13 protein-coding genes are annotated in these 12,843 nt (G+C 43.6%); 2 read left to right on the forward strand and 11 right to left on the reverse strand.

Going from position 1 to position 12,843, the window contains the following annotated elements; translation table 11 throughout:
- Positions 1–196: 196 nt before the first annotated feature.
- From AB2J24_RS13010 to AB2J24_RS13035, 6 genes are all read right to left on the reverse strand, one after another.
- Entirely contained in the window at positions 197–892 is a 696-nt protein-coding gene (locus AB2J24_RS13010) for an ABC transporter ATP-binding protein (RefSeq protein WP_367385769.1), read from the reverse strand.
- Complete coding sequence (locus AB2J24_RS13015; RefSeq protein WP_367385770.1) at positions 885–1,616, reverse strand: ABC transporter ATP-binding protein; 732 nt, start codon at positions 1,614–1,616, stop codon at positions 885–887. Before AB2J24_RS13015 ends, AB2J24_RS13010 begins: the two co-directional genes overlap by 8 nt.
- Positions 1,604–2,548, reverse strand: a complete 945-nt coding sequence (locus AB2J24_RS13020; protein WP_162652078.1) for a branched-chain amino acid ABC transporter permease — start codon at positions 2,546–2,548, stop codon at positions 1,604–1,606. The genes AB2J24_RS13015 and AB2J24_RS13020 overlap by 13 nt, the downstream gene beginning before the upstream one ends.
- Complete coding sequence (locus tag AB2J24_RS13025; protein WP_367385771.1) at positions 2,545–3,471, reverse strand: branched-chain amino acid ABC transporter permease; 927 nt, start codon at positions 3,469–3,471, stop codon at positions 2,545–2,547. Before AB2J24_RS13025 ends, AB2J24_RS13020 begins: the two co-directional genes overlap by 4 nt.
- A gap of 37 nt (positions 3,472–3,508) precedes the next feature.
- Positions 3,509–4,807, reverse strand: coding sequence for an ABC transporter substrate-binding protein (locus tag AB2J24_RS13030; RefSeq protein ID WP_367385772.1), 1,299 nt, complete (start codon positions 4,805–4,807; stop codon positions 3,509–3,511).
- Between the two features lie 97 nt (positions 4,808–4,904).
- On the reverse strand, positions 4,905–6,362 hold the full coding sequence (locus AB2J24_RS13035) for a hypothetical protein (protein WP_162652075.1): 1,458 nt from the start codon (positions 6,360–6,362) through the stop codon (positions 4,905–4,907).
- A gap of 59 nt (positions 6,363–6,421) precedes the next feature.
- Between AB2J24_RS13035 and AB2J24_RS13040 the strand changes: the two genes are divergently transcribed.
- Both AB2J24_RS13040 and AB2J24_RS13045 read left to right on the forward strand, forming a co-directional pair.
- The gene (locus AB2J24_RS13040; RefSeq protein WP_162652074.1) at positions 6,422–7,234 is read left to right on the forward strand and encodes a copper chaperone PCu(A)C; all 813 of its coding nucleotides are present in this window, start codon (positions 6,422–6,424) and stop codon (positions 7,232–7,234) included.
- A 149-nt stretch (positions 7,235–7,383) separates the two neighbouring features.
- Entirely contained in the window at positions 7,384–8,409 is a 1,026-nt protein-coding gene (locus AB2J24_RS13045) for a helix-turn-helix domain-containing protein (protein WP_367385773.1), read from the forward strand.
- Here AB2J24_RS13045 and AB2J24_RS13050 read toward each other — a convergent pair.
- The 5 genes from AB2J24_RS13050 to AB2J24_RS13070 all read right to left on the reverse strand — a co-directional run bounded on the left by AB2J24_RS13050 (position 8,357) and on the right by AB2J24_RS13070 (position 12,839).
- On the reverse strand, positions 8,357–8,989 hold the full coding sequence (locus AB2J24_RS13050) for a hypothetical protein (protein ID WP_162652073.1): 633 nt from the start codon (positions 8,987–8,989) through the stop codon (positions 8,357–8,359). The two genes, AB2J24_RS13045 and AB2J24_RS13050, sit on opposite strands and share 53 nt — an antisense overlap.
- 233 nt (positions 8,990–9,222) lie before the next feature.
- Positions 9,223–9,987 carry an ABC transporter ATP-binding protein gene (locus AB2J24_RS13055; protein WP_367385774.1) on the reverse strand — a complete coding sequence of 255 codons (765 nt, stop codon included), beginning with the start codon at positions 9,985–9,987 and terminating at the stop codon, positions 9,223–9,225.
- Positions 9,987–10,853, reverse strand: a complete 867-nt coding sequence (locus AB2J24_RS13060; protein WP_367385775.1) for an ABC transporter ATP-binding protein — start codon at positions 10,851–10,853, stop codon at positions 9,987–9,989. Before AB2J24_RS13060 ends, AB2J24_RS13055 begins: the two co-directional genes overlap by 1 nt.
- The gene (locus tag AB2J24_RS13065; RefSeq protein ID WP_162652070.1) at positions 10,846–11,784 is read right to left on the reverse strand and encodes an ABC transporter permease; all 939 of its coding nucleotides are present in this window, start codon (positions 11,782–11,784) and stop codon (positions 10,846–10,848) included. Before AB2J24_RS13065 ends, AB2J24_RS13060 begins: the two co-directional genes overlap by 8 nt.
- Complete coding sequence (locus tag AB2J24_RS13070; protein ID WP_162652069.1) at positions 11,781–12,839, reverse strand: ABC transporter permease; 1,059 nt, start codon at positions 12,837–12,839, stop codon at positions 11,781–11,783. The genes AB2J24_RS13065 and AB2J24_RS13070 overlap by 4 nt, the downstream gene beginning before the upstream one ends.
- Positions 12,840–12,843 lie beyond the last annotated feature (4 nt).

Here is a 12,843-nt window from a genome sequence, read left to right on the forward strand (position 1 = left end):
TCTTATCATTAGTGTACGAATGATAAGATGAGCCTTGCTATTTGTCAATTGTGTTTATGGGGTATCTCTGGGTGATCGTTTGCACATATAAACATCAACTTACAGAACGGAAACAACGAATATCTGCCAAATAAACAATGTCGATAACTTTGGTACTGGTTCAAACAGATTGTTAGAATTTAGTTGGGAACTTAGATCAGACACCCAGATATTTTCTTATCTTTTCGGGTGAAGTCTTCAAGGCTTCTCCCGAAATAGTTTCGACTGACTTCCCATTCTCAATAATCGTAACTTTATCGGCAATTGATACAACTGCATCCACTTGTTGTTCCACCAATATAATTGCAAATCCCTGATCACGCATTTTAATGACGACTTGGCGAATTTGTTCAATCATGGACGGTTGTAACCCTTCAGTGGGTTCGTCAAGAAGTAAGACTTTGGGCCGCAATGCCAGCGCGCGCGCCGTGGCCAACATCTGCTGTTCACCGCCCGAAAGTGTGCCCGCTTGCTGCCCCAGTCGATCTTCAAGAGGCGGAAACAGATCTAAAATCCAATTCCTTGTATCAGGGCTGACTTTGCGTGTCATAAGGCCAATTTCAATATTTTCGCTCACTGTTAGTTCCGGAAATAACCGCCGCCCCTGCGGGATATAACCAATGCCCAGTTTCGGAATTTCATGCACCGGTAGAGTGTTCAAGCTTTGATCGTCGAGTAATACATCACCTGACAATGCAGGAACAATTCCCATAATAGTTTTTAATAGTGTGGTTTTGCCAGCACCATTACGGCCCATAACGCAATGTATCTCTCCCGATTGCGCAGTTAACGATACGCCATGGAGAACAGTGACCTGGCCATAGGCCGAATTGAGACCTCTTACTTCAAGCATTTTCTGTCGTACCTAAATATGCATTTTGCACGGCTTCGTTCTCATGGATTTCCTTGGGAGTTCCTTCCGCAAGTAGTTCACCAAAATTTAATACCGCTATGTGATCCGCTGTTTGCATAACAACATCCATATTGTGTTCAATGAGTAAGATGGTTGTATGCTTGGAAAGAGATTTCATAAGAATAACAAAATTCTGAATTTCGGATTCGGCTAAACCTTGCGTTGGTTCATCAAGAATAAATAGTTTGGGTTCTTGTGCCAGCCCCATGGCAATTTCTAACATTCTTTGGTGACCGTAACTCAAATCCCCCGCTGTTTGTTCACGACGGTCAGCTAAACCGATTCGATCAAGCACTTCAGTAACTTTCAGTTTTACCGCTTTTTTCGTTCTTGCTTTCAACTGACGAGCAGCAAGTTCCACGTTCATCTCCACACTCAGGCCAGCAAAAATTGAGGTGATCTGAAATGTATAAGCAATTCCCAGACCAATGCGTTTGTGAGCAGGAAGGTGGCTAATATCATTTCCTTCAAAAAGTACTTTACCTTCACTTGCTTCAATGCGTCCGCATAACATGCCAACAAAGGTAGACTTACCAGCACCATTTGGCCCAATCAAAGCTGTGATTTTCCCCTCGGGCAAAGAAAAATCAATATTGTGATTAGCACGTACGCCACCATAGGATTTGCTCAAGCCGCGCGTTTCAAGGATGTTTACGGGAGCCATTTAAAGTACCTCCGTTTCAACTCACCAGCGATACCCTGCGGAGCAAATACGGTTAGCAGAACCAAGACTAGTCCCGCGATAAGCATGTAAGCGGGCGTAATCGCACTTGAATAATCGATCAGATAGAACATGAATATTGTGCCAATTAATGGGCCGATCGTTACACCCGCACCGCCAAGCAGGACCCATAGGAGAGGGAAAATTGAATATTGGACAGTTGCAAATGTCGCGCCCGCATATCCAAAAAGTAATGCATAGGCAGCTCCACCTGCACCAGACATTACTGCGGAAATTACGATGGCTTGCAATTTTAACAATGTAACATCGTACCCCAGCATCTTTGCTCGTTGTTCATTTTCTCTGATTGCAATGAGCGCCAGCCCAAATCCGGATCGGACAATGTAAGCAATGATAAAGAAGCAGATAGAAAACAGAAATAACGCTGCGTAGAACCTTCCGGCCGGACTTGTAAGGTCAATATTGCCGAGCATGCGATCTGCTTGTTGTATGACAAAACCTTCGTCACCACGCGTATATTCACCAAAATAGAGAATTGTCAGATATCCAGCCTGAGCAAACATAAGTGTGACGATCATGAATGCCACCCCTGTTGTTCGCAAAGCAAGGAAGCCGATTGCTAACCCGACAATTGCAGTCACTACAAGCCCTGCAGCAAATGCTGTAATAGGGCTGAAATCAAAAAACTGCATGGTCAGGCCTAAGCCATACATCCCGGCAGCAAAGAACAACGCATGGCCTAGGCTGAGCAGCCCCGTATAACCAAATAGAAGATTATAGCCCATTGCATAAACCGTGAGCACCAAAATACGGGCCAGATTTCCTGAATGGTATTCAGGAAGTATAATGAATGAGCATGCTAAAATTACGACGATGCCTATGTGAAGAAGGTTAGAGCGGTGGGAATTTGTCATGTCTGATATTTCCCCATCAATCCTCGCGGACGAAATACCAAAACCATAGCAACCAGAACAGTTGCGATAATTTTTGCAAGGGTTGGTGAAAAGAAGACTGATATGATGCCATCACTCATGCCAATTAAAACGGCTGCAATGACAGTTCCTGGTAGGCTTCCCAATCCACCAATTATAACCACAATGAAAGACAGAAGTAGCGGGTCATGACCCATCAGATAATGAGCTTGTTGAACCGGAACAATAAGAACTGCACCGATAGCAGCTAACCCTGCACCGAGCCCGAAAACCCACGCATAGACTTTTTTAACAGGGACCCCAAACGCACCTGCCATTTCTTTATCTTGTTGGGTCGCGCGCATGATCAGCCCAATCTTGGTTTTGGTCATGAGCATCCAAAGTGCCAATAAGATCGTAATCGCAGCAAAGATTACGAATAGCTTGTAGCTGGTGATAGAGAGGCCCCAAGGCCAAATCATCTGAAAACCCTGATCCCCAAATTCAAACCAAGGTAGGGCTAATCGATGATTAAACGGAGCCTCCACTGGTCGTGCATCCGGACCAAAGGTCATCAATGTAACCTGTTGAATGATGTATAGAAGACCAATTGTGCCAACAATTGTTCGATCAGGATCATAATCAATTTTCTGTAAAATAAGCCTATCAGCAAAAGCTGCAATGACACCAACGACAACGGGAGCGATGAGTAGAGCAGCGATAAATCCCAGTGCGGGATGGCCGGTTACTAAACTTGTAACCCACCATGCAACAACAGCACCGAGCATGAAGAACTCACCATGCGCAACATTTACAACGCGCATAACGCCGAACACAATGCTTAAACCCATCGCCGTCAGAATAAGAACAGCGGAGATGACGGCCCCCTCAAGAGAGGCCAGCATCAAATGAGGACCAAAATCCATTATAGTCTCACAGTTATTTCAAAGTTCTATTCAGCGATTAAAATGTCTGCGTTGTATAATCGACTTCGTCTTCATACAGGGTGTCTTCAATAGATGTTGTGTGCGCAAGAATGAGTTTGCCATCAGTTACTTTCGAAATATATTGATGACCGAATGTTTGGTGGGTCTTGCCATTAAAGCGTTTGGCACCTTGAGGGTGATCATCCGATAGCGCCATGTCAGACATAGCCTCAACAGCTTCGATCAATTTCGAGCGATCCTTTGGACCCTGATAATCGGAAGCTTCCATACCAGCTTTGACGATATTTAGAGTTTCCCAACAACCAAACATATGAGCGTAGGTGGAGACATCCTTTGAATCACTTGTTGAAGCACCGTTCTCATCAACGCCAACCGCTTCACGATACATTTTGTCGTGAGATGTCTGATCTGCCTGAGCGTAACGCGGCATTCCCTCCCAGAAGTATGTTCCTTCCAAGAATTCTAATCCGGGGCTCGCAAGATCAGTTGCCTCCAGACTATCGATAAAGCCAAAAATTTCTGGTTTGTTTGGACCAAAGAATTCCCCAAGCTCTTTAACGAATGTTAGAACAGCGGGGCCAACCATGACGTGGTATACAACATCAGTATCACGAGGAATTTTCGGGAAGTACTTTGTAAATGATGTTTCAGCAGGTGGGACAGCAATTTTTGCAACGACAGTTCCTCCTTCGCGTTCAATCGCTTCACTGAAGAAATCTCGGTGGTCATGTCCAAACGCAAAGTCAGGATAGATCATTGTGACCTTCTTACCCAAATTCGCGCCAATATATGGAGCCATTGCCTGCACCTGACTCTTAACATCTGTAATGCCCGGCTGAAGCGTATATCTATTGAGTTTTCCGCTTGCGACGTGGTGACCTTCTGAAACAACAAAATAAGGAAGTTTGAGTTCACCCGCTCGAGGAGCAGAACCAAATACAACATGACTAAATAAGGTACCAAAAGCGATGTCACAATTATGTTGACTTGCAAATTTTTCTACAACTTCCGCACCACGTTTTGGGTCTGTACCATCATCCTCGGCTACGATTTCAACAGATCGCCCGTTGATGCCCCCCATATCGTTAATTCGTTTTACAGCTGCCATTGTTGTGCGATCATACCAGCGACCATAGGCCGATCCGATTCCAGTTCTGTGGACTTGAAATCCAATTTTAATCGGCTCAGAGGTTTGTGCCTGAGCGTAACCCATCATTTTTGGAAGGCCTGTCGTGGCCAATAGAGCACTCGCTCCGATTCCTTTAAGGGCACCGCGACGCGTGAATTGTGATGAACTTTGTTTCTTTTTTGTCATATTGTTCTCTCCAAAAATCTATTATTCAATCCCAATGATTGATAGTTTGTATGTATACTAACGAATTGTCCAGTTTTTTTTAATCGTCGGAATTTGTCTATGCTCCTCTAGGTGAAGCGAGTAACCACAAGCCAAACCAAGTATAGGCCGACATAAATAATGCAATAGGTGTGTGAAAAAGAATGGCGTCTCTGCGCTTTGAGAATAGTTTTGCTATCATGAAATGAGCCATAAGTGCTGCGATAATATGCCCGGCAACCACCACACCTGCTTGTGTTAGCCAGATTTTTTTAACCTCCGAAACATCATTTAAAAAACCTGCTGTAACTTGATAATTTGCTAAGCGGAGATAATTTGCTCCGTTAGAAAGCGGATCAGATATTGCTGCGATGAAATACTGCACGTCCACCATAAGAGATGTTAGATAATGGGAAAAGTGATAAACGGCTGCAATCGGCAAAACGGAAATCGTTAAGGTGCTAAATGCCGTTCCAAAATCAATCGCACTATTTTCCTTAGCGGCGTTTGGTATCGACGCCACGTCTAGTATTTTCAAACCAATATAAATACTCGCTGCAAAAATTGCATAAAGAAGAATATTTGCCATCAACATTCCGCCTGTTGACTGGAAAACAACTGCTGAACGGCCTGGGAATGCAAGCGGATTGATACCTATTTGCCCAAGCCACCAAAATGTCTCATTCACTCCGTCAAAGCTTCCAGATGCGAGTACTGTGAGAAAAAACAAAGCTTGCGATATTGAATATTTTCCATTCTGGACAGCTTTCCAACCCGGTAGCCCAAAAGACAAACCGCCGCCATTCGGCTCGATTTTAATGGGAGATAATAGCGAGAAGAATTTGAATAAGATCGTAAAACATTCAACTCTTTCCAGCCAATCTTTAGCGCCAAAAGTTATCATGCCAATAAAGGTGAAGACGAGGTATACAAACACAACGTTGGATAATCGGGCCGGGTCTGCGGGGGCTATATCGGCAATAATAAAAATGTAAAAAGCAATAAATAGAATTATAGCCGGACTATGCCCAATCTGCGTTGGAAGTTGCAGCCATTTTTTTGAGTTACCTAAAACCTGATTATAAAAACCCGTCCAGGGATTAATCCAACTCCAAATGTTTCCTAGGATGCAATGTACGATGAAAATTGCAATCCACCAGAATGTCCAGATGGTCAACGGAAGTAAATTAGTAAGCGGATCACGTGAGCCAAATGACCCGATGTTAATCAAAGCAATGATAATTATGAGTGACATGATGCTGACCATGTCTTTTAAGAAGTGGTTTTCTAGTATAAAATCACAATTTGAAAACCTGATCTTGAACGGAGTGAAAATCAGAAATATTTTATCGTGTTGTAAAAAAGCCAGGATGATCATAGATACGATCACGGCAAGGCAGCCGCTTAAGATATAGGTGTCCGTTGGCAATAGAAGAACAATGCCTTGTTCGGAAACGTGAGCGTTCACAAATTCTGAATTAATAAGCAGAACGAGCATTGTCATCAAAGCTGTTTTACCGACATAACAAACATTCATATCTTGATACCTAAAGAATAGACAGCAACGTTAGTATGCCAATAAAATGGACATGTGCAATGAAATCCAAAATCAAACAACTTATTCTTATCATATTGATTTTTGTATCAATTGGAATGCTTTGGATCCTAAATGGTTCGAAATCACCAATATTGTTCTCGGATGTTCGCGCCGTTCCAGTGAGCGAGAACATGTATGCTGTGTATATGTCGATGGAGAATAATGGTGCACCAGACACCCTTACTTCAGTGACAGCAAAGGATGCTGAAAAGGCGTTCTTCATGGGGAATACATCCGATAAAGGGTTGGCAGTTCCGCAAGGTGCCAAGCCAAGCCTGTCGCCCGATGGTGTGCATGTAATGCTTATGCTTAACGGTGTAAACAAGAAAAATGGTGAATTCATTCCTCTTGTTCTGCAGTTTGCGAAAGCTGGATCTGTTCCCGTCAAAGCTGTTATATCAGATATGTCAAAAATGGGTGATATGTCGTCGGATGCAGTGGATGGGAAAATGGACCATTCAATGCATAGTGCAGATGCTGTCTTTAATGTCGAAAGTGGGCTTAATATTCCGCGAGTGGAAATGTCAGTTCAAAAAGCTGAAAATCATGAATGGATGATTGATTTGACCACTCAAAACTTTGAATTCTTTGAACCAGAAACTGATCCAGCTGCACACAAGAACGGACAGGGGCACGGTCACCTATATCTAAATGGGTTAAAGCTCCAAAGAATGTATTCCTTGAATGCAAGAATTGGCAAACTTCCACCCGGAGAGCATATCGTATCCATCACACTAAATACCAATGACCATAGAGCCTACGCTACCAATGGGATGCCCATATCTGCAAGCATGACTATCCGTGAAGAATAGTATGTACATTTAGAATAGTTGCTCTGTCTATGATGATTTAGCGTTCGGTATTGCGATTCCAAACCACAATTAGAGTATCAGATATATTCGAATTTAATTTTTGATGATATGTACTTCTCATCTCAGGCACTAGAGAAGAGTTGTAGTTCGTGATAACATTTCCGCTTGTTTGGATTGTGAGCATCTTAACAATCATCGCTGCATTTGCCCTTTCGCAAAATGACCGGGTCATTTTCCAAGCACGGTTTTATCTAACTGCATTTTTTCTATTGTTGGCTGTGATTGGACTGCTTTTAGGAATGCGTTTATCATTCCAATCTCAATTGGCGGCAGATCTACAGCCTCTCATCGCCGTAATGATTGCGCCGTCGGCTTATCTTGGTTTTAAGGCACTCACACAAGAGACGCCGTCACCCTTTAAGCAGCTATTTTATTGGAACTGGTTGCCTGTACTGGTCTCACAAGCTGTGATAATAGCAAAAATCTTGGTGTCGGCTGATTTTTTTATACTCGGGATCACTGGTATCTATCTCATTAAAACTGCTGGATTATTAAGGTATGAAAGTGATGCTTTTAAGCAAGTTCCACCCAATGGATTGAACATCGTGCGGGCAGCTATATCTGCGACAGTGTTTTTGTTTGCCATGATGGTCACTCTTGATGGTTTGATAATTGCAGCGGCGATTTTTGCTGACAATGTATCCGTTGTAAAATATGTAACTGGCGTATCAGGCCTGTTTACCGCATTTATTTTCATTGTTGCCTTACTCGGCTTGCCTTTGATTTTACGAACTTCAATTTCAGATACAACTGCTTGCAAAAAACCAACCGATCAGGACGTTGAGATGATAGCTAGATTGGAAAAAATGATGGTTGAAAAGAGGCTATACACTGATAGCAATTTAACGCTGGCGCGTGTTGCTAAAAGGTTATCTGTCCCGGTTCGTAATGTCTCCGAAGCTATTAACAGATCAACGGGTGAAAATTTTTCCCGTTATATAAATAATTATCGCATATCGCTTGCAAAAAAGATTTTGAGTGAAACAGATTTGCCAATAACTGAAGTGATGTTTGAAGCTGGATTTGTTAGCAAATCCAGCTTCAATACAGAGTTTCGCCGGCTCACAGGTTTGACACCCTCACTTTATAGGGAAAGTCTGAGTAATAGTAATTAATATTAGTACGTATTGGACTGATTTCAGAGCATTTAATAGATGTTATTTCGGGTCCAAAAATATCAGCAAACAAAGAGCTTCCAACATTTACTATAAAGCCGTAGTTATGTTCAAAACCGTCTTCAACAATGATATCAGCAGATGGGTCATTATTGAGGCTACTTGTTCTAAACATATCGCTTACGATATCTTCGCCTCTTTGTATGTTTTCGATGATACGTTTATTACGCAATATCATTTGAATTGGCGGGGCTTTATGAGCAGAAATATTTCGGCCTTCAAAATCGCCGGCAATGAACCTTACACGAAGTGTTTGGCATTTGTTTGTTTGAGCGCTTCTTAAATATGCCACTCCCGTTCCTGCAATACCTCTAAGTTGGAGTAGCGTAATTTCTCGTGGAGACTTTATGATGATAATCCCGTATGCTCCAGCAGGTATAATATGCCCCGTACTTGTTTTAACTGCCGAGGTTATTGGCCAATCTGTACTCGGCAGCAAACCTGATGCATGGGATGGACATGATGTCAGCAGAAGCGAGAATAGCATGACGCGGAATTTGATACGGTTATTTTTTAACATAAGCTAAAGTGTCCTTGGTTCAGATGAATAGGGAAGCGGTTTGCTTCTTATGTTTTCATCTAACTAAGGTCATTTTGTTTAACGCCCGAGATCATGTATTCAAACGTTCGGTATCACGATTGAGAACTGCCGGAGCGTAATCGGACACTCCACGAGACTCGATATTTATGTCATTGCATGGTTGAACAACGTAATAATATGGATGTATTTCGGTTTGAGAACGTCATGCGGCTTTACGCTGTGGATGATCTAACATATCCCATAGAGCTTTTAAGAAGATGCTTTGTATAGTCGGCCTTTGGTTGCATATTTCGCATGTCTTCGACGGACATAATTTCGACTATTTTTCCGTTTTGCATAACAGCAATCTGCGAGCACATATGACTAACCACGGCCAAATCATGAGAAACCATGACATAGGTTAATTTATATTCGCGCCTTAGGTCATCAAACAAATTCAAAATTTCAGCCTGAACTGAAACATCCAGAGCTGAGGTTGGTTCATCCAGCAATAGGATTTTTGGTTCGGCGCAAAGCGCACGTGCTATCGCAACTCGTTGCCGTTGGCCGCCCGAGAGTTGGTGAGGGTATCTGAAACGGAATGCTCCGCCCAGACCAACATCATCCAGAAGTTTGATAATTTTATTGTCTATATCTTTCATGCCATGAAGATAAAGCGTTTCGCTTAAAACTTGGTCGATTGTGTGCCGTGGATGAAGGGATGCGTAAGGGTCCTGAAACACCATTTGTACTGTGCGATAAAAGTCAGTCGAACGTTGTTTATCCAGAGCCTTCCCAGCAATTTCTATCGTGCCAGACCAATCAGGTACTAAGCCGGTAATCGCTCTCAAAATAGTAGATTTTCCAGACCCGCTTTCGCCGACCAGGCCAAAAGATTGGCCAGATTCAACATATAGGGACGCATCAATAACGGCATCTACCCGGTTAGCGCCTGCGCCAAACCAAACATTTAGTTTTTCAATCGTTAGATTACTCATTATACGCTCTCTACACTCTCAGCGTCGCGCCATGCTGGATCTCGTTTCAACACTTCAAGGCGTTTGCTTGGTTGGTCCAACCGTGGAAGCGAGTTTAATAATCCTCTGGTATAGGGATGCTTGGCGTTGTGTAGCTCGCTTGCAAGACATGTTTCAACAACTCGTCCAGCATACATAATCAAAACGCGGTCACAAAAGGATGAAACCAGATTTAAATCATGACTGATGAAAATAAGCCCCATTCCTCTGGCAGTCACCAGCTTATCCATGATCGACAAAACTTCTGTTTGAACAGAAACATCCAGTGCAGAAGTTGGTTCATCCGCAATTAAAATTTCAGGATCAGGGATAAGCATCATGGCAATCATGATACGCTGCCCCATGCCGCCAGACATTTCATGCGGGTAAGCATTGAACACCCTTTCAGGACCACGAATAGAAACGGCTTCCAGCATTTCAATAGACTTACGCTTTGCGTCCGCTTTAGTCGTTTTCGCATGAAGGCTGTAGGCTTCCATTATTTGATCACCAACCGTCATAACCGGATTGAGAGAAAACTTGGGGTCCTGCATGACCATGGATATCTTTTGACCGCGAACTGCACGCATGTCCCGTTCTGATAGCTTCATCAGATCCTGACCATGAAGGTTTATATGATCTGCTGCCACGATACCCGGCTTTCTGATTAATCTTAGAATCGCTCGACCTGTCATCGATTTACCAGAGCCAGACTCTCCTACAATGCCCAGTCGCTCACGACCGAGGGAGAATGAGACACCACGAACGGCATCAAAAGTACCTGATCGTGTTGGGAATTTGACCCAAAGGTTGGAAACATCAAGTAAGTTTTCGTCAGGTTTATTCATCTCCGGCATCCTTCGGATCGAGAACATCGCGAAGCCCATCTCCCAAGAGATTGAACCCCAGACTAACAGTGAAAATTGCCAATCCAGGCAATGTTGCAACCCACCAGAAATCAAGAATAAACCGTCGTCCTTCCGAAACCATTGCACCCCATTCTGGTGATGGAGGTTGAGCGCCTAATCCGAGAAAGCCCAGACCAGCTGCGGCGAGAATAATTCCTGCCATATCCAGTGTTACTCGGACGATTAGAGAAGAAATGCAAAGCGGCCAGATGTGTTTCGTTACAATTCGTAACGGCCCGGCACCTTGCAGTTTTACTGCGTTGATATAGTCCGCACCACGTATAGTAAGTGTTTCGGCACGCGCAATGCGGGCATAAGGTGGCCACGCGGTAAGGGAAATAGCGATGACCGCATTTTCAATACCTGCACCTAAAGCGGCAACAAATGCCAACGCTAGCACAAGGCGAGGAAACGCTAAAAAGACATCAGTGATCCGCATCAATACGGCATCAGTCCAGCCACCAAGATATCCGGCAACTGTTCCAACAAATAAACCTACGATTGGAGCAATCAATGCAACAAGCGCTACGATATATAGAGTAATTTGAGACCCGTAAATTAGGCGACTTAAGATATCTCGCCCGAGAGAATCTGTTCCTAAAATATGACCTTCAGTGCCCATTGGAGATAATCGGTTAGCCAGATCTTGAGCGAATGGGTCTTTAGGGGCAAGCCATGATGCGAAGAAAGCAATCAGGACTAGGCCGATTAAAATGCCCAAACCGATCATGGCAAGCTTGTTAGCTTTAAGCGTTAACCAGCCTTGATAAAAAGATGCAAGACGAGCATGACGTCGCGAGGTTGGTGTTTGCGTTAGTAGCCACTGACGCAAAGTTTCTTTTTCGTCGGGAATGATGTTTGGTGTACTCATTTTGCCCTCGGATCAAATACTTTATAAAGAAGGTCAGAAAGAATGTTGAGGCACACAAAAATAAGTCCAACGACAATCGTGCCGGCTAAAACCGCATTCATATCGGCTGATAAAAGTGCGGTTGTGATATATGAGCCAATACCCGGCCAAGAAAAAATGATTTCCGTCAGAACTGAACCTTCCAGAAGATTGGCGTAGCTAAGTGCGATAACGGTGATAAGCGGAACCTTGATATTGGCAAATGCGTGACGCCATATCACAGCCCATTCAGACATTCCTTTTACGCGTGCCGTTGTGATATATTCAGCGCTCATTTGCTCGAGCATGAAAGAACGTGTCATACGGCTGATATAGGCTAAGCTATAATATCCAAGCAGCGAGGCGGGCAAAATAATGTGACTTACAGCATCCCAAAATACATCCCATTGATTATCTAAAATACTATCAACAAGAATAAGGCCGGTGACAGTGGGAACTATATCTACATAGAAAATGCCAAGGCGCCCAGGTCCACCAACCCAACCTAAAATGCCATAGAAAACTAAAAGGCCCATAAGGCCAAGCCAGAAAATTGGCATCGAATAGCCAACAAGTGCGACAACACGTGCGATCTGATCAATCCAACTACCGCGTTTGACTGCAGCGACAACGCCGAGTGGAACACCAAGCACAACACCAATGATGGTACCGATCGTGGCTAGTTCCAGAGTTGCTGGAAAGACGCGAATAATGTCCTCGACCACGGGACGGCCATTTAAACGTGAAAACCCGAAGTCTCCGTTTAGAACATCCCAAACATAGCTTGCAAATTGGGCGATAACAGGCCGATCAAGACCCATTTCAATGTACATAGCATCATATGCTTCTTTTGATGCGCGTTCACCCAGTACAGAGATAACAGGATCGATGGGCATAACACGCCCAATCACAAATGTTATGAATAACAGGCCCAACATCGTGACCGCGATTGAACCAAGAGTTTTAAGCACTTTGATTCCGGCAGAAGTAAAGGGCAGCGTTAGCCGCCCTTTCTCTGATTTTTCGATTACTGACATAAAA

Origin of the sequence: Lentilitoribacter sp. EG35 (genome assembly GCF_040784015.1) — a bacterium.
In the GTDB taxonomy this organism is placed as follows: Bacteria; Pseudomonadota; Alphaproteobacteria; order Rhizobiales; family Rhizobiaceae; genus Lentilitoribacter.